Source organism: Actinosynnema sp. NPDC002837 (genome assembly GCF_040295345.1).
GTDB lineage: Bacteria > Actinomycetota > Actinomycetes > Mycobacteriales > Pseudonocardiaceae > Actinosynnema.
This window is the reverse complement of the sequence record NZ_JBEOVG010000003.1, coordinates 94768-111280: the sequence shown is the minus strand read 5'-3', so window position 1 is coordinate 111280 and position 16513 is coordinate 94768. Positions and strand designations below refer to the sequence as shown.

Annotated in this window: 17 protein-coding genes; 10 read left to right on the top strand and 7 right to left on the bottom strand. The window is 72.2% G+C overall.

Annotated features, from left to right (window positions below; genetic code table 11):
• Positions 1-82: 82 nt before the first annotated feature.
• The 3 genes from ABTZ99_RS03225 to ABTZ99_RS03215 are packed head-to-tail and all read right to left on the bottom strand — an operon-like array spanning position 83 to position 3803.
• Complete coding sequence (locus ABTZ99_RS03225; RefSeq protein ID WP_499607761.1) at positions 83-1900, bottom strand: dynamin family protein; 1818 nt, start codon at positions 1898-1900, stop codon at positions 83-85.
• Positions 1897-2289 (bottom strand): nucleotide exchange factor GrpE, encoded by a 393-nt coding sequence (locus ABTZ99_RS03220; protein WP_498771538.1) that lies wholly within the window; start codon positions 2287-2289, stop codon positions 1897-1899. Before ABTZ99_RS03220 ends, ABTZ99_RS03225 begins: the two co-directional genes overlap by 4 nt.
• The gene (locus ABTZ99_RS03215; RefSeq protein WP_498771536.1) at positions 2286-3803 is read right to left on the bottom strand and encodes a dynamin family protein; all 1518 of its coding nucleotides are present in this window, start codon (positions 3801-3803) and stop codon (positions 2286-2288) included. The genes ABTZ99_RS03220 and ABTZ99_RS03215 overlap by 4 nt, the downstream gene beginning before the upstream one ends.
• A gap of 86 nt (positions 3804-3889) precedes the next feature.
• On the opposite strand from ABTZ99_RS03215, the gene ABTZ99_RS03210 reads away from it, so the two are divergent.
• From ABTZ99_RS03210 to ABTZ99_RS03200, 3 genes are all read left to right on the top strand, one after another.
• Positions 3890-4381: a hypothetical protein gene (locus ABTZ99_RS03210; RefSeq protein ID WP_498771534.1), complete on the top strand. Its 492-nt coding sequence runs from the start codon at positions 3890-3892 to the stop codon at positions 4379-4381.
• An 89-nt stretch (positions 4382-4470) separates the two neighbouring features.
• Positions 4471-5655, top strand: a complete 1185-nt coding sequence (locus tag ABTZ99_RS03205; protein WP_498771532.1) for a sensor histidine kinase — start codon at positions 4471-4473, stop codon at positions 5653-5655.
• Positions 5656-5685: 30 nt separating this feature from the next.
• A complete protein-coding gene (locus ABTZ99_RS03200; RefSeq protein WP_053714464.1) occupies positions 5686-6342 on the top strand; it encodes a response regulator in 657 nt (218 codons plus the stop codon).
• Between the two features lie 25 nt (positions 6343-6367).
• Here ABTZ99_RS03200 and ABTZ99_RS03195 read toward each other — a convergent pair whose 3' ends face one another.
• On the bottom strand, positions 6368-7279 hold the full coding sequence (locus ABTZ99_RS03195; protein ID WP_499607966.1) for an SDR family oxidoreductase: 912 nt from the start codon (positions 7277-7279) through the stop codon (positions 6368-6370).
• Positions 7279-7851, bottom strand: a complete 573-nt coding sequence (locus ABTZ99_RS03190; RefSeq protein WP_498771530.1) for a TetR/AcrR family transcriptional regulator — start codon at positions 7849-7851, stop codon at positions 7279-7281. The genes ABTZ99_RS03195 and ABTZ99_RS03190 overlap by 1 nt, the downstream gene beginning before the upstream one ends.
• Positions 7852-7901: 50 nt before the next feature.
• Here ABTZ99_RS03190 and ABTZ99_RS03185 point away from each other — a divergent pair, with 50 nt between their 5' ends.
• On the top strand, positions 7902-8696 hold the full coding sequence (locus ABTZ99_RS03185) for an HAD family hydrolase (protein WP_499607755.1): 795 nt from the start codon (positions 7902-7904) through the stop codon (positions 8694-8696).
• 91 nt (positions 8697-8787) lie between these two features.
• Here ABTZ99_RS03185 and ABTZ99_RS03180 read toward each other — a convergent pair whose 3' ends face one another.
• The gene (locus ABTZ99_RS03180; RefSeq protein ID WP_499607752.1) at positions 8788-9222 is read right to left on the bottom strand and encodes a PPOX class F420-dependent oxidoreductase; all 435 of its coding nucleotides are present in this window, start codon (positions 9220-9222) and stop codon (positions 8788-8790) included.
• A 213-nt stretch (positions 9223-9435) separates the two neighbouring features.
• Between ABTZ99_RS03180 and ABTZ99_RS03175 the strand changes: the two genes are divergently transcribed.
• The 3 genes from ABTZ99_RS03175 to ABTZ99_RS03165 all read left to right on the top strand — a co-directional run bounded on the left by ABTZ99_RS03175 (position 9436) and on the right by ABTZ99_RS03165 (position 12172).
• Positions 9436-10356 carry an ABC transporter ATP-binding protein gene (locus ABTZ99_RS03175; RefSeq protein ID WP_498771524.1) on the top strand — a complete coding sequence of 307 codons (921 nt, stop codon included), beginning with the start codon at positions 9436-9438 and terminating at the stop codon, positions 10354-10356.
• Positions 10357-10362: 6 nt separating this feature from the next.
• A complete protein-coding gene (locus ABTZ99_RS03170) occupies positions 10363-11121 on the top strand; it encodes a hypothetical protein (RefSeq protein ID WP_498771522.1) in 759 nt (252 codons plus the stop codon).
• 142 nt (positions 11122-11263) lie between these two features.
• Positions 11264-12172, top strand: coding sequence for an ABC transporter ATP-binding protein (locus ABTZ99_RS03165; RefSeq protein ID WP_499607748.1), 909 nt, complete (start codon positions 11264-11266; stop codon positions 12170-12172).
• A gap of 50 nt (positions 12173-12222) precedes the next feature.
• Here ABTZ99_RS03165 and ABTZ99_RS03160 read toward each other — a convergent pair whose 3' ends face one another.
• The gene (locus ABTZ99_RS03160) at positions 12223-13422 is read right to left on the bottom strand and encodes a S8 family serine peptidase (protein ID WP_499607746.1); all 1200 of its coding nucleotides are present in this window, start codon (positions 13420-13422) and stop codon (positions 12223-12225) included.
• A gap of 229 nt (positions 13423-13651) precedes the next feature.
• Between ABTZ99_RS03160 and ABTZ99_RS03155 the strand changes: the two genes are divergently transcribed.
• The 3 genes from ABTZ99_RS03155 (at position 13652) to ABTZ99_RS03145 (ending at position 16258) form a co-directional block, all read left to right on the top strand.
• Positions 13652-14248, top strand: coding sequence for a hypothetical protein (locus ABTZ99_RS03155; RefSeq protein ID WP_498771516.1), 597 nt, complete (start codon positions 13652-13654; stop codon positions 14246-14248).
• Between the two features lie 92 nt (positions 14249-14340).
• A complete protein-coding gene (gene trmB, locus ABTZ99_RS03150; protein WP_498771964.1) occupies positions 14341-14982 on the top strand; it encodes a tRNA (guanosine(46)-N7)-methyltransferase TrmB in 642 nt (213 codons plus the stop codon).
• 145 nt (positions 14983-15127) lie between these two features.
• A complete protein-coding gene (locus tag ABTZ99_RS03145; protein ID WP_499607744.1) occupies positions 15128-16258 on the top strand; it encodes a nitric oxide synthase oxygenase in 1131 nt (376 codons plus the stop codon).
• Positions 16259-16513 lie beyond the last annotated feature (255 nt).

The window sequence follows — 16513 nt, the reverse complement described above, 5'->3', positions numbered from 1 at the left end:
CGTGTCCCACCCTCCTGCGTTCCTGTACGGGTTGGACTCACGCTATGCCTGTTCGGTTCCGCTGGGGAAGGTCCGACAGAGGTCACACCCGGTCGCGGACGGCTCGGATGCGGGCCAGCAGCTCGTCGACCTTGGTCCGGCCGGCGGTCAGCTCGGCCAGCCGGCGCGTCACGGTCTGCAAGGCCTTGGCGCGCTCGCCGGCCTCCATGCGCAGCGCCTTGTCGACCTCGCGCAGCTCCGCCTCGATCGCGTCGACCCGCTTGCCCAGCGCGTCGTCCAACGCCAGCGACAGCTGCTGCTCGGCCTCGATCAGCTGCTCGGCCACCAGCTGGTCCACAGTGGACCGGGCGTCCGCGATGGCGTCCGACAGCCACTGCTTGAGGTGCTGCTTGTCGGCCGAGTGCTTCCTGGTCCGGGCCATCCACCAGCCCGCGCCGAGCCCCAGCGCGATGGTCACCGGCAGCACGATCGGGTTCAGCGCCGCCACCCCGAGCCCGGCCAGCGGCAACGCGGCCAGCCGGCCCGCGCCCAACCCGCCGGACACGCCCATGAACACCAGCAGCTTGTCCTCGGCGGTCGGCGCGCGCTTCTCCGGTGGCCGCAGCACGACCGGCGGCGTCGCGCCGCGCGCGAACTGACCCCGGATCACGGCCAGCTCCTCGGCCGAGAACAGGTCGGCCAACGCCGCGTCGGCGACCCGGGACAGCCGCACGCCCAACCCGGCGCTGATCCGACCCGACACCACCTGCAACGCCGTGTCGACCTCCTGCGGCAACGCCGCCAGCCGCTCGCGGTCGGCCGAGTCGATGGCCGTGCGGAACCACGTCTGCACGTCCCGCATCTGGCGGCTGACCTCGTGCGCACCCTCGACCCGCGCCCGCTGCACCTCGCCGCGCAGCCGCACCTGCCAGCTGCGCGTCGACGAACGGCGTTGCGCGTTCAGCTCGTCGCGCCGCCCGCGCAGCGTCTCCGCTTCCTCCTCGCCGGACGACAGCGCGCGCTTGTCCGCCTCGTTGCGCGCGATCAGCTCGTCCAGCACGGTGGCCAGCGCGCGCAGCCCGTTGGCCTCGCCGAGCATCGCCGCCCGGCCGACCACCAGCTCCTGCAACGCCTCCTGCAACGCGCCGATCCCGGACCGCTCGCGCAGCATCGCACCCGCGTCCGGGTTCGGGGCCTTGGCCGCCAGCTCGAACATCCGCGACGACACCGGGTGGAACACCGCGCCGCGGAACCTCGGCGCGTGCTCGGCCAGCAGCGCCTGGTCGGCCTCCAGCACCTGCCGCCAGCCCCGGTACTGGTCGACCTTGGTCAACGCGAACACCACGGTCTCGACGCGTTCGCCGACCGTGCGCAGGAAGTCCAGCTCACCGCGCGTGAACGGGGCCGAGGCGTCGACCACGAACAGCAGCGCGGTCGCGGTCGCGGCGGCTTCGGCGGCCAGCTCGCCGTGCACGGAGTCGAGCCCGCCGACACCCGGCGTGTCCACCACGGAGAGGCGTTCCAGCAGCGGGATGGGCGCCTCGACCTCGACGTACCGCGGCGGCAGCATGCCCTCCGGCAGCTCGTGCGCCGCCGACACCCAGTTCACGATCTCCGACCGCTCGAACGGCACCGGCGACATCGACCCGGCGTAGCAGGCGCGGGCCGACCACTCCTCGCCGTGCCGGAACACCAGGTAGGTCGCGGTGGCCACCTCGGCGTCCACCGGTGACAGGTTCGGCGTCGCCAGCAGGGCGTTCACCAGCGAGCTCTTGCCCCGGTTCGTCTCGCCGACGACCACGACCGACGCCGGGCCCGCCCGCCGCGCCTCCACGAACGACGCGGCCGACGGGTCGAGCGCGCGGACCAGGTTGGTCAGCTTCTCCCTGGTCTGCCGGACCGCCTGCGGCAGGCTGCTCATCGCGCGGTGTAGACGGTGACGACGGGCGCGCGCAGCGTCCGGCCCCGATCGGCGAAGCCGACCACCTCGGTCTCGGCCACCACGCCGTCCAACGACGCGTCGTTCGTCGGCACGGTGCCGCCCGCCTCGTGCCGCGACGGGTCGAACCGCTCGCCGTCGGGCCGCAACGGGGTCACGCCGATCGCCGCCAGGCCCTCTTCGAGCCGTTCCACCACCCCGGCGCTGCGGGCGCGGTCCAGCGCGTACAGGCACAGCTGCACGAGGGCGCGCCGTTCGGCCAACGCCTGGTCCAGCAGCTCGTCGGCGATGGTCGTCTCCAGCGTCGCCGCTCCCGGGTGCGTCTCCACAGCGTGGTCGGACGCCGTGCCGCCCTGTTCCGTTCCGCTCATCGCCGTCCCCGCAGTTGTTGCCAGATCAGGAAATACGCCCGGTGCACCACGTGCGCCACCCGGCTCTGCGCCGGCGTGGCCCCGAACGACGCGAAGGAGCGCCACCAGCCCGCCCGTTCCAGGGCGTAGGCGATGAGCTCCTGCGGCGGTCGGCCGCGCAGGCCGAGCTGCTCGGCGAGGTCCGGCGAGCTGCCGAACCGCAGCACCTCTTCCACCAGGTCGTTCGGCATCGCCACGGCGCCGGACGCGACCAGCGTCAACGCCTCCAGCAGCCGCAGCTGGTGCGCCTCGGGCTTGGCCAGCAGCACCTCGATCGCGTCGTGCACGCGCTGCCGCTCGTTCGGGTCGCCGGAGGCGGCGGCCAGCGAGGTCACCGACGCCAGCGCGGCGGCGGCCTTGATGCCGTCGGCGCGGGACCGGAACACCGCGTTGAGCTTGGCCCGCACGCCGTCCAGCCCGGAGGCGTCGAGGAGCTTGCGGCGCAGCGCGCCCGCGGTGATGCCCGGCTCCGCGTCGATGGCCTCGAGCGCCTTGCCGACGCCGTAGAGGTCGAGCTTCTCCAGCAGCCGGGTGCGGGTGCCGACCGGCACGTCGCACTCCCAGCTCACGAACAGGTCGGCCGAGATCAGCATGGTCTCGCGGGTCGCGTCGTCCAGCTCGGCCAGCCGGCGCAGCGCGTCCGCGTCGGCCGAGGTGAAGCCGCCGGTCTCGGTGGACTCGGCGACCAGGCCGATCACCGGCAGCACGTCGGCGACGCGCGGCTTGAGGGTGAGCGCCTGCCGCTCGGCGAGCAGCACGGCCGCCTGCCACGTGTCGCCGTTCGCGCCCTCCACGGTCTCGGCGGCGATCGTGTCGGCCTTGTTCAGCACCGCGATCGCGTTGACCGGTCCCGCCTCGCGGCTCGCGGTCGCGGCGGTGAACGCGGCGAGCGCCTGCTGGTCGTCCGCCCGCACGCCCTGCGTGACCACGTACAACACCGCCTCCGCGCCGGCCACCGCGTTGCGCGACACCGGGTCGAGCTCGCCGCCGAGCAACGCCTCGGTGCGCGCCACGGACGCCGCGTCGAGCGAGCCGAGGCCGGGTGTGTCGATCACGGTCAGGTCCCGCAGCACCGCGTTGGTGAGGTAGGCCTCGATGTGCGACACCCGCTCGACGTCGACGCCCAGGTCGGGCGGGATCGAGCCGTTCGCCTCGAACGGCAGCACCTGCTTGCGGCCGTCGGCGAAGACCACCTCGATCCGGTCCACCGTGCCGTACTGGAAGCGGGTCACCAGCCGGGTGCACTCGCCGACGTCCGTCGGCGCGACCCGGCGCCCGATCAGCGCGTTGACCAAGGTCGACTTGCCGGACTTGATCCGGCCCGCGACGGCCACCTGCAACGGCGCGGACAACCGCCGCAGCACCTCGCCCAACCCCGCCGCGGTCGCGGGCGAGACCTGGGGGCGCAGGCCGACGCAGAGGTTCGCGACCGCCGCCGAGAGCGGACCGGCGAGCTGCTTGGCCTGCGTCGTCACGCCGGAGATCGTGCCACGTGCGGGTGGCGCGCGGTTTGCGAACGGGGCGACCGGGGTATTTCCGCGACCGACGAGGGAGGTCACCCATGGAACAGGGATATGCGGTGTTCCTGCTGCTCGGGGTGGTGCTGGTGATGATCGACGGCCAACTCATCTACCGCAGCGGCAAGGGCTACATGAGCCGGGCGTACGGCGACCCGGAAGCGGCCAGGTCCATGACCCGGCTGGCGACCGTGCTGTTCCACCTCGTGGTGCTCGGGCTGCTCGCCATCGTGTCGATCATCTCGGTGGACACCGGCGACCCGGTCAAGGACGTCGTGGTGAAGCTCGGCGTCATGCTCCTGGTCCTGGCGCTGGTGCACGCGGTGACGATGATGATCCTCGGCCGCATCCGCGACCGGCAGCTCCAGCAGCAGCTGGCCGACGAGATGTCCGAGGAGCACCGCCAGTACGAGCAGCAGCGGTCCGTGCCGCCGCAGACGCGCGTCGAGCCCGTGCACGGCGCGCCCGCGCCGCGGGTCGAGGCCCGGCTCGATCCCACGCAGATCGACCCCACGCAGATCAAGACCACCAGGTAGGACCCCGGGGTTTCATCCGCCTGGAGGACTAGGCGCGGTCAACCCGTGGCGCGACGCGCGGCGTCGCGACCCCTACCTAACCTGGTCACGTGCGGCGGCTGAGCCTGTGGATGCGAGCGCACCCGGTCTTCGGGGACTCCCTGATGGCCGGGTTGCTGCTCGTGTTCGAGCTCGGCGTGCTGGCCGCGAACCAAGCGGCCGTGGCGGGCTCCACGCTGCTGTTCGTCGGCGCGATGATGATCGTGCCGGTCGTGTTCCGCCGGCAGTACCCGCTCGGCTCGTCCTACGTGATCCTGTTCGGCGGGGCGATCCAGCTGCTCACCCACGGCGACCTCGACACGGGGCTGCCGGTCCGGTTCGCCGACTTCTCGCTGGCGATCGCGCTGTACACGATCGTCGCGTACGTCGGCAGGCGGCAGGGCCTGCTGTACGCGATCTGGCTGGCCGTCGGCACGTTCGTGTGGGCGTTGTGGCCCATGGGTGCGGGCGTCGAGGCCGCGTTCATGGTGTTCGTGATCGCGGTGGTGTTCGGCTTCAGCTGGGCGATGGGGGAGTTCGTCGGCGCCCGCCGGGCCTACAACCGGGAGCTGGAGCAGCGGCTCAAGCTGCTGGAGACCGAGCGCGACCAGCAGGCGCGGATCGCGGTCGGCGAGGAGCGGTCCCGGATCGCGCGCGAGCTGCACGACGTGGTCGCGCACGCGGTGAGCGTGATGGTGGTGCAGGCCGACGGCGCGAGCTACGCGATCAGGTCGAACCCGGACCTGGCCGAGGCCGCCGTGCGGACCATCGCCGACACCGGGCGGCAGGCGTTGACCGAGCTGCGGCGGCTGCTGGGCGTGCTGCGGTCGGAGGACCAGTCCGGCACGCAGTGGGTGCCGCAGCCCGACGCGGGCGACCTGCACGAGCTGGCCGAGAACTGCCGGGCCGCCGGGCTGCCCGTCCGGCTGGAGACGCTCGGCGACCTCTCCGCGCTGCCCGCGGGCCTGGGGCTCGGCGTCTACCGGATCGTGCAGGAGGCGTTGACGAACACGTTGAAGCACGCGGGCGCGGGCGCCTCGGCGGTCGTCCGCGTCACCCAGGCGGGAGATCGGGTGGAGGTGGAGGTGGCCGACGACGGGTTCGGCACGCCGCACGACCTGGTGGCGGTGTCCGGGGGCAACGGGCTGATCGGGATGCGCGAGCGCGCCGGCGTGCTCGGCGGCACGCTGGAGGCGGGTCCCAACCCGGGCGGCGGGTGGCGGGTCCGCGCCGTGCTGCCGCTGGTCCCGTCGTAGGGTGCCGTGCCGGCTGGGAAAGGTGACTTCGTGATCCGGGTACTGCTCGTGGACGACCAGGAGCTCATGCGCATGGGCTTCCGGATGGTGCTCGGCGCGCAAGAGGACGTCGACGTGGTCGGCGAGGCGGCCAACGGGCTCGACGCCGTGCAGCTGGCCGAACGGCTGCGGCCGGACGTGGTGCTGATGGACGTGCGCATGCCCGTGCTCGACGGGGTCGAGGCGACCAAGCGGATCGCCGAGGCGGGCACCGCGAAGGTGCTCGTGATGACCACGTTCGACCTGGACGAGTACGCGTTGTCGGCGCTGCGCAACGGCGCGTCCGGGTTCCTGCTCAAGGACACGCCGCCGGGTGACCTGGTGTCGGCGCTGCGCGCGGTGGCCAGCGGCGACGCGGTGGTGTCGCCCTCGGTGACCAAGCGGCTGCTGAGCCGGTTCCTCGGCGAGGGCGGCGGCGAGCTGCGCGACGCGGCGGTGCTGGAGGCGCTGACCGAGCGGGAGCGCGAGGTGCTCGTGCTGATCGCCAAGGGGCTGTCGAACACCGAGATCGCGCGGAAGCTGTTCCTGTCCGAGGCCACGGTGAAGACGCACGTGGGGCGCATCCTGGCGAAGCTCGAACTGCGCGACCGCGTGCAGGCCGTGGTGCTGGCCTACGAGACGGGACTCGTCCGACCCGGCGACGTCTGACCGGGCCGGACGCGTCCCGCGAGGCTCACCGGTACTTCGACGCGTCCGCCGTCGTCGGGTCGACGCCCGCCTTGAAGACCTCCTCGTACCAGCGGCCCCAGTCCGGCCGCGAGCCGTCCAGGTCGGTGAAGCCGTACTCCCGCATGAGCGTCCACGAGGCGAGCGCCTTGCCGGTGAAGCGGTGGCGGTCCGGGTCGGCGGCCAGCGCCGCCACGCCTCGGCCCACGTAGTGCGGCGTCTCCGACATCGCGTAGTGCGGCTCCTTCGCGATCGCGTCACGCCAGTTCGCCTCGGTCACGCCGAAGTGCTCCAGCATCTGCTCCGACCGCAGGAAACCGGGCGTGACGGCGACCGACGTGCCGCCGAACGCCGCCAGCTCCTTCGCCATCACCGTGCCGATCCGCCGGATCGCGACCTTCACCGAGTCGTACGCGAGCGACCCGCTGTAGAAGTCGTCGCTGTCGCCGTCGGTCACCTCGACCAGCAACCCGCCCGGCCGGCGGACCAGCAGCGGCAGCAGGCGGTGCAGCGTGACGAAGTGCGCCTCCACGCTGTTGCGCCACATCCGCAGCTGGCGGTCGAGGTCCTGCTCCCAGAACACCTTGAACTCGGTGTCCGCCTCGCCGCCCCACACGTCGTCGACCAGGACGTCCAGCTGCCCGTCCACTTCGGACTCGATGCGGGCCCGGAACGCGTCCACGTCCGCGGGCGCGGTGAAGTCGCACCGCACCGGGACGCCGCGCCCGCCCGCCGCCGTGACGAGCTCCGCCGTCTCCTCGATCGTCTCGTCCCGGCCGATCGGCGACTTGTGCCCGCGCGTCGACCGCCCGCCGACGAACACCGTCGCACCGGCCGCACCCAGCTCCACCGCGATGGCACGCCCGGCGCCCCGCGTCGCCCCGGTGACCGCCGCGACCTTGCCCTCCAACGCCGACATCATCTCCCCTTCCACGCGTCCAGCACCGCGTCCACGTCCTGCGCCAGCCGGTCGGCCAGCTCGCCGCGCGGTCGGACGGACCAGTCCATCGACACGCCGTAGAGCAACCCGGTGAGCACCCGCGCCGCGCGTTCCGGCGACGGGCCGTGCGGAAGATCCACCGGTCGGGTGAGTTCCACCACGGTCCGCTCGGTCGCCGCGTACAGCTCGGCGAGCAGCGCCCGCAGCTGCGGGTCGATCAGGTCGACACCGAGCTGGGCCAGGTGGTGCTGCGCCTCGGCCGGGTCCACCACGTCCTCGAACCAGGTCAGCAGCGCCGCCCGCAGCCCGTCCGCCGGGTCCTGCGCCGCGGCCGCCGCCGCGTGCATCCGCCGCACGTTCTCGTCCATGGTCTGCCTGGTCAGGGCCTGGAGCAGGCCGCTCTTCGAGCCGAACCGGCCGGCCACCGTGCCCACCGAGACGCCCGCCCGCTCGGCCACGTCGGCGATGGTGAACCCCGGCCCCTTGCGGCCGATCACCTCCGCCGCGGCGGCCAGCAGCCGTTCGTCCGTGATCGTCTTCGGTCGTGCCACGGTATTATTGAACCACGGTTCATTAATGGTCGCCCAGTAGGGTGACACCAGTGACCTGGAGACCACGCCTCATCGCCCTGGACATCGACGGCACGATCACCCCCGTGGGCCGCGAGGACGTCGCACCGGCCGTGCGCGCGGCCATCGGCCGGGCCGTGGACCACGGCGCGCACGTCGTCCTCTCCACCGGCCGCAGCCTCGTCGGCACCCGGCCGATCATCGACGACCTCGGCCTGCGCGACACCACCGCGATCTGCTCCAACGGCGCCGTCTGGTGGGACACGAGCACCCGCGAGGTGATCCGGAAGGTCGAGTTCGACCCCGGGCCGTCGGTCGAGCGCCTGCGGGCCCTGCTGCCCGACTCGGTGTTCGCGGTCGAGCTGACCGGGGTGGGGAACCTCGCGTTCGGCCGGTTCCCGGACGGCGACCTGTGGGGCGAGGTGCGCGAGGTGTCCTACGGGGAGCTGGCGGCCACGGCGACGTCCCGGCTGGTCATGCGCTGGGTCGGCCGCACGCCGGAGGAGCTGGCGCTGCGGATGCTCGACGTCGAGCTGCCCGGCGTGACGGCGTCGTGCGACCACAACGAGCCGTGGCTGACGCTGTCGCCTCCCGGCGTGACCAAGGGCGCGGCGCTGGAGGACCTGCGGGCCAAGCTCGGCGTGTCCGAGGAGGACACGCTGGCCATCGGCGACGGCTCCAACGACGTGGAGATGCTGCGGTGGGCCGCGCACGGCGTCGCGATGGGACAGGCGCCGGTCGCCGTCCGGGAGGTCGCGGACGCGGTCACCGGCACGATCCTCGACGACGGCGCGGCGGCCGTGCTGGACCGGTACTTCGCCGCCTAGTGGTGTCCGACGCCGCGACCGGGCCCGGTTGGTCGCGCCGACGTACCGGCACGGCCCCGGCGCAGCCGTCCTGGACGTGGGACACGCGCGATCAGTCGGTTATGCCCGATTTGGCGATGACGTCGGCGTCGCGGACGCGGACGACCACCTCGCCCGGCCCGCCGTTGAGCTCGGCGAACTCGTTCGCCCGGTCCGCGCCCATGTACCGGGCGCCGATGCGGCCCGCCCAGTAGCGCACCTGCTCGGGGTCGTCCTCGACCTCGGCGCGGCCGGACACGGTGACGAAGGCGAACGGCGGCCGTTCGTCGTCCAGGCAGACCGACACCCGGCCGTCGCGCCGGATCGCCCTGCCCTTGATCGACCCCAGGTTCGTGGTGAACACGAGCGTGCCGGCGTCGAGGTCCACCCAGACGGGTGTGACGTGCGGCGACCCGTCCGCGCGGACGATCGCGAGCTTGCCGGTCCGGGCGGGCGCGGCCGACACGAACTCGCGCCACCAGCCCTCGGGTGCGTCGGTGTGAGCCATGACCGCACACCGTAGAGGCATCCCATCCCTGAGAACGACCCGGTGAACGCCTAGGGGACAACTCAGGGTGAACACGGATTACTACGACCGAGGTAGCTACCACGATAAGACTGAAGTCGCACGGACGAGTCAACTACAGACCGATGTGCGCGACCCGGTGGACCGGGCAAGGTTCAGCCTAGTCCGGGGGATGTGTCGTCCAGGGGAGAAATCATGATCGAGGCTGTCGGCCTCACCAAGCGCTACGGGAAGACGGTGGCGGTGGACAACCTGTCGTTCACCGTCGCGCCCGGCCGGGTCACCGGGTTCCTCGGCCCGAACGGCGCGGGCAAGTCCACCACCATGCGCATGATCCTCGGCCTCGACCGGCCGACCGCCGGTCAGGTGCTGATCGACGGCAAGCCGTACGCGCGGCTCGACCGCCCGCTGCGGACCGTCGGCGCGCTGCTGGACGCCAAGTGGGTGCACCCCAACCGCTCCGCGCGGGCCCACCTGCAGTGGCTGGCGAAGTCCAACGGCCTGCCCGACCGCCGCGTCGACGAGGTGCTGGACATGGTCGGCCTGACCAAGGTCGCCAAGCGCCGCGCGGGCGGGTTCTCCCTCGGCATGTCCCAGCGCCTCGGCATCGCGGGCGCCCTGCTCGGCGACCCGAAGGTGCTGCTGTTCGACGAGCCGGTCAACGGCCTGGACCCGGAGGGCATCCTCTGGATCCGCCAGTTCATGCAGGGCCTGGCCGCCGAGGGCCGCACCGTGCTGGTGTCGAGCCACCTGCTGTCGGAGATGGCGCTGACCGCCCAGGACCTCGTGGTCATCGGGCGCGGCAAGCTCATCTCGCAGTCCAGCACCACCGAGTTCGTCGAGCGGTCGACCGAGAACACCGTCCGGGTGCGCAGCCCGCACGCGGACAAGCTGGGTGCGATGCTCGTCGACAAGGGCTTCACCGTGCGTGAGGACTCCGACGGCTCGCTCACCGTGTCGGGCGCCCTCAGCGACGAGATCGGTGACATCGCGGCGGGCAGCGGCGTGGTGCTGCACGAGCTGAGCCCGCAACGAGGTTCGCTCGAACAAGCGTTCATGCAGCTCACGGGCGATTCTGTCGAGTACCACGCCGAACTCGCCGAGACGGGGAAGTGACCACCGATGACTCTGCTCGCCGTTGAACGGATCAAGCTCTTCTCCACCCGCTCGCCCTGGTGGTGCATGCTGCTGGCAGTCGGCCTGACCGTCGGCCTCGGCGCGATCTTCGCGCTCAACTGGGGCGGTCCGATGCCCGTGATGGGCACGGTGGTCGTCTACAACTTCGGGCTGTACGTGGTCATGGTGATGGCCGCGCTGGCGGTGACCACCGAGTACCGCTTCGGCACGATCAAGGCCACGTTCCAGGCGGTGCCCGACCGCATCTCGCCGATGATCGCCAAGGCGGTCGTCGTGATGCTGCTCTCGGGCGTGGTCGGCCTGGTCGCCGCGTTCGGCTCGTGGGGCCTGAGCCGGGTCATCGCCGACGACTCCTCCGGCCTGGCGCTGGACTCCGCCGCCGACTGGCGGCACCTCGTGGGCGTGGGCCTGGTGTTCGCGATGGGCGCGCTGCTCGCGCTGGGCGTGGGCGCGATGGTCCGGCACACCGCGGGCGCGGTGTCGATCATCCTGGTGTACGCGCTGGTGGTGGAGAGCCTCGTCGGGCTCATCCCGAACATCGGTGACGACATCCAGAAGTGGCTGCCGTTCCTGATGGCCCAGAAGTTCATCCTGGGCGACCCGGACACGGGCGGCATCCCGGCCGGCGAGGGTCCGCCCGTGGTCGGCGACCTGAGCCCGTGGGGTTCGTTCGGGTACTTCGCCGCCATCGCGCTGGCGATCTACGTCATCTCGCTCGTCGTGGTGAAGCGGCGGGACGCGTAACGGGCAGGCCCGCGCCGCCGGCATTCGGGGGCCGGCGCGCGGGCAGCCGGGGGAAAGGGGGAGCTCGGGTCACCTTCGGGGGGTGGCCCGGGCTCTTCTGCTTCAGGTTCCGCCACCAGCGGTTGATCGGACGGGAGATGTCATGATCGAAGCGACCGGCCTCACCAAGCACTACGGCAGGACCGTGGCCGTGGACGACTTGTCGTTCACCGTGCAGCCGGGCCGGGTCACCGGGTTCCTCGGCCCGAACGGCGCGGGCAAGTCCACCACCATGCGGATGATCCTGGGCCTCGACAGCCCCACCCGCGGCAAGGTCACCGTGAAGGGCCGCGACTACCGCTCGCTGCACGAGCCGCTGCGCGTGGTCGGCGCGCTGCTGGACGCGAAGTGGGTGCACCCCAACCGCTCGGCGCGGGCCCACCTGCAGTGGCTGGCCCGGTCGAACCGGATCCCGGACCGGCGTGTGGACGAGGTGCTGGACATCGTCGGCCTCACCCAGGTCGCCAAGCGCCGGGCGGGCGGCTTCTCGCTGGGCATGTCCCAGCGGCTGGGCATCGCGGGCGCGCTGCTCGGCGACCCCGAGGTGCTGATGTTCGACGAGCCGGTCAACGGCCTGGACCCGGAGGGCATCCTCTGGATCCGCCAGTTCATGCACCGGCTCGCCGACGACGGCCGCACCGTGTTCGTGTCGAGCCACCTGCTGTCGGAGATGGCCCAGACCGCGCAGGACCTGATCGTGATCGGGCGCGGCAAGCTGATCTCGCAGACCAGCACCGAGCAGTTCATCAAAGACGCCACCGAGGACACCGTCCGCGTCCGCTCGCCGCAGCTCGACCGGCTGCGCGAGCTGCTCGACGGTCGGGCCCGCGTCGCCGAGGCCGCGGCCTCCGACGGCGCGCTCGTCGTGCACGGGGTGGAGCCCGCGTTCATCGGCGAGCTGGCCGCCTCGAACGGCATCACGCTGCACGAGCTGAGCCCGCAACTCGGTTCGCTCGAAGAGGCCTTCATGCAACTCACGAAGCAATCCGTGGAATACCACGCGAACGAGTGACCGGTGCTCCACCGGGTGCCGGAAAGCGATTCGCCGACCGCGCCCGCGGGTCAGAACCGGTCGTTGCGCCAGAAGTCGTCGGACGGCGGCGGGATTTCGGTGACGACCGGCGCCGGCGCGCGCCGGATCCGACTGCGCCGGGCCAGCAGCAGGCTCACCGCCGCCACCACGATCCCGACCGCGGTCAGCCCGCCGAAAGCCACCAGCAGCCGCCCGCTCCCGTCCACCTCGGACGACGGCGCGGCCACGTTCCCGTCCGACGTGGGCGGAGCGTCGGCGGAGGTCGTGCGCGGCGGCGGCGCCAAGGGGTTGCGCTCCACCCGCGGCACGTCGGCGGTCAGCGCGGCGACCGGGTTGACCTGGCCGAACCCGGTCACGTTGTCCCGGCCGGGCGCGAGCAGGTCGGTGGCGGTGGCGATGAGCCGGTTCACCACGTTGCCCGCGTCCAGGTCCGGGTAGCGGGCCCGCACCAGCGCCGCCGCGCCCGAGACCAGCGCCGTGGCCGCGCTCGTGCCGTCCACCTCGGCGTAGCCGGTGTCCACCACCGACACCGGCACGGCGGTCACGATGCGCTGCGCGGGCGCGGCCAGCACGGTCTCCGGGCCGGTGTTGGACTCCGGCCACGGCCCGTTGCCCTCGATCGTGCCGGAGACCGCGATGACGCCCTTGATGTTGGCGGGCGCGCCCACGTGCTCGTCGCCGTCGTTCCCGGTGCCGGCGACCACCACGGCGTCGTTGTCGAACGCGTAGTTGACCGCGCGCAGCAGGTCCGGGGTGAGCGTGGCGAGCGAGGTCAGGGACAGGTTGATGACGTCGGCGCCATGGTCGACGGCCCAGGTCACGCCCTCGGCGACGGACGCGGTGGTGAACTTGTCGCCGTCCGCGCCGACCGAGATCGGCATGATCATCGCGCCGGGCGCGACGCCGAGCGCGCCGCCGTCCACCGCCCGGCCGGCGATCAACGTCGCCATCGCGGTGCCGTGGCCGTCGTTGTCCTCGGTGCCGTCCGTGCCGGCGGCCGAGCCGAACCCGGTGCCGGGCAGCAGCGCGCCCGCGAGGTCCGGGCGGGTGTCGTCCACGCCCGAGTCGACCACCGCGACGACCACGCCGTCACCCCGCGTGGTGGCGTGCGCGGCGGACACCCCCAAGGCGGTCAGGTGCCACTGCTGCTCCTCGATCGTCTGCGCCCGGGCCACGCCCGGGACCACCATCGCGATCAGGACCGCGGCCGCCACCGCTCTCCCCGTCACCAATTCCCCCTGTGTTCGGGATCACAGATATTCCAAGTCAATCATGTTTCACAGTTCTCGATTCGGGCAAGCGGAGTAAGCCGTTCGTTAAGACGTCGTGAACTCCGGCACAGCCCCATGACAAGCGCATCTGAACCCGGTCAGATGGAAAGCGCGAATCGTGAGGCAGGCGCCTGCCCGCACACGAATTCGGATACCCCCCGTCAAGGAACCCCCCGGAGGTGAACCCGTGACGGTGCTCGATCCGAACCTGAACGCCGAGAACTCGGCGACCGGGTCCAAGGAGCCGCCCAGGAAGGTGCTGCCCCGTCAACGCGACCACGCCCTTCGCGTCGAACCGATGTTGGCGTTGGAATGGTCGCACGCGATCGAAGCCGCGGGAGGGGTCGGCGTCGCCGACTCACCCGCACAGACGCGTCGAGCCTGGATCCACAAGGCCGACGAACAGCAAGTGCTCGCCATGTTCCGCGCAGTGGGCCCCGACGCACCCGCACCTTGGTGGCTCAGGGCCCTGGACCGGGGCCGCATCGCCTCGCGCGCGGCGGCGTTCGCCCTGGAGGACGAGGTGACCCGGTTGCTGGGCAGCCGACCGGGTTGGGTGTTCGTCCCGTGGGCGACCGAGGGCGAGGTCGGCTACTGGGAGTTCGTGCCGTCCGAGAGCGGCGTCTACGGCCCCGCGGAGCCGACCACCGTGCAGTTCACCGACCGGCACCCCGGTTTCGTGGACCTGCTCCCCGCGCACCGGGGCCCCGGTCAGCGCCAACCCATCGAGTTCACCCCCGCCGAGCTGCGCGAGCAGATCGAGGACCTGGAGAACATCGCTTAGCGCACCACCTAGGCTGTACGCCCGTGACGTCCAGCCGCCAGCGACCGCCGCACCACCGATCCGTCGTCAGCTACGTCCAACGCGGCGAACGGATGACCGTGGGGCAGCAGCGCGCATGGGACCGCCACTGGGAGCGCTTGGGCCACGAGGTCAAGGCGCTCCCGGCCGGTCCCGTGCACTTCGACGAGTGGTTCGGGCGCGAGGCGCCCGTCGTGCTGGAGATCGGTTCCGGGATGGGCGAGACCACGTCGCAGCTGGTCGCCGCCGCGCCCGAGGTGAACTACGTGGCCGTCGAGGTCTACAAGCCCGGCCTGGCGCAGCTGCTGCTGCGCGCCGAGGCGCTCGACGTGACCAACCTGCGGGTCCTGCGCGGTGACGCGGTCGACCTGCTCACCGAGCACGTGGAGCCCGGGACCCTGGCCGAGGTGCGGATCTACTTCCCCGACCCGTGGCCGAAGAAGAAGCACCACAAGCGCAGGCTCGTGCAGCCGGAGTTCGTGGGGCTCGTGGCCTCGCGCCTGCGGCCCGGCGGCACGCTGCACCTGGCGACGGACTGGGAGGAGTACGCCGAGCAGATGCTGCGGGTGTGCTCCGCCGAGCCGCTGCTGCGCAACCGGTTCGACGGGTGGGCGCCCAGGCCGCAGTGGCGGCCCGTGACGAAGTTCGAGCAGCGCGCGGTCGAGGAGGACCGGATCAGCCACGACCTGATGTTCGAGCGGATCGAACTCACCTGACCGTGGCATGAAGTCGCGGTCGCCGGCGACCGATGCGGCGACTGCGCGTGGATTCGTCACCGGATCGGGTGGGTTTTATCGATCACCCGATGTGCCCCGTCTGGCAGTGACGTGTGACACCGGTCCGCAACTACGGTTGCCGCCCGTGACCGTAGTAGACAACGAACCGATAACGTTCGACGTGGACGCGGCGGAGGGCTTCCTCCGCATGTTCCACATCGCCCACCCCGAGGCCGGGCCCGTCGGACCGCGCCTGGCCCGGGTCCGCGACGAGATCGCCGAGACCGGCACGTACCGGCACACCGCCCACGAGCTCGCCTACGGCGCGCGGATCGCCCTGCGCGACTCGGGCTGGTGCACCAGCGGCGTGCCGTGGCGCCGGCTCAAGGTCCGCGACCTGCGCGGTCTCCGCAACGCCGCCGCCGTGGCGGCCGAGTGCGTCGAGCACCTGCGCCAGGCCACCAACGGCGGCGAGATCCGACCGCTGGTCACCGTGTTCGCGCCGGACACGCCGACCGCGCCGGGGCCGTCCATCTGGAACGAGCAGCTGGTCCGGTACGCGGGCCACGGCGACGGCTCGGGGGACCTCCGCTACCGCGGGTTCACCGACGCCGTGCGCGCGATGGGCTGGCAGCCGCCCGCGCCGCCCGGCCGCTTCGACCTGCTGCCGCTGGTGGTCGAGACCGCGCACGAGGGGGCGCGGCTGTTCACCGTGCCGCCGGACGTGGTGCACGAGGTGGCCCTCGAACACCCCGACCTGCCCTGGTTCGGGCAGCTCGGCCTGCGCTGGCACGCGGTGCCCGTGATCAGCAACATGCGGCTGGCCATCGGCGGCGTCACCTACCCCGCCGCGCCGTTCAACTCGTGGTTCGTCGGCTCCGAGATCGGCGCCAGGAGCCTGGCCGACGAGAACGCCTGCGGCGCCGCGCGGTCCGTCGCCGAGGCGCTCGGCCTGGACACGTCCACCGAGCGCTCGCTGTGGCGCGACCGCGCCGTGGTCGAGCTGAACCGGGCCGTGCTGCACTCCTTCGACCGCGCCGCCGTGACCATCACCGACCACCACGCCGAGTCGCGGCACCGGCTGTCGTGGCTGCGCTCGCGACAACGCCACTCCGGCAACCGGCCCGCGTTCCGACTCGATCCCGCGGCGGCCGGCCGGGCCCGTGCCGGCGGACCCGCCCGCTTCTCCCCCGCCCCCGCGGAAACGACCCAGCCGCACTCACCCGGACGCCTCGCCGAACTGCTCCGCCGGCGCGTCGAGGGTTTCGGCGACTGAGCGGCCGGCCACCCCCGGCTCAGCGCTGGGAATCGATCAACACGCCGGCCAGCGCCATCAGGACCAGCACCAGCAGGCCGAGCACCGCGCCCGCCCAAGTTGCGACCACTCCGAACATGGTGTACCTCCCGTTCCCCGACTCACCGCTCAAGAGTCACCCCGGGATTCGTCATCCGACATCGGCCACTGGTGTGTTTAACCGGGCGTTCGGGTCAGCCTCGCGGTTGACGGCCCACCCGACCGGGGTCGGACGCG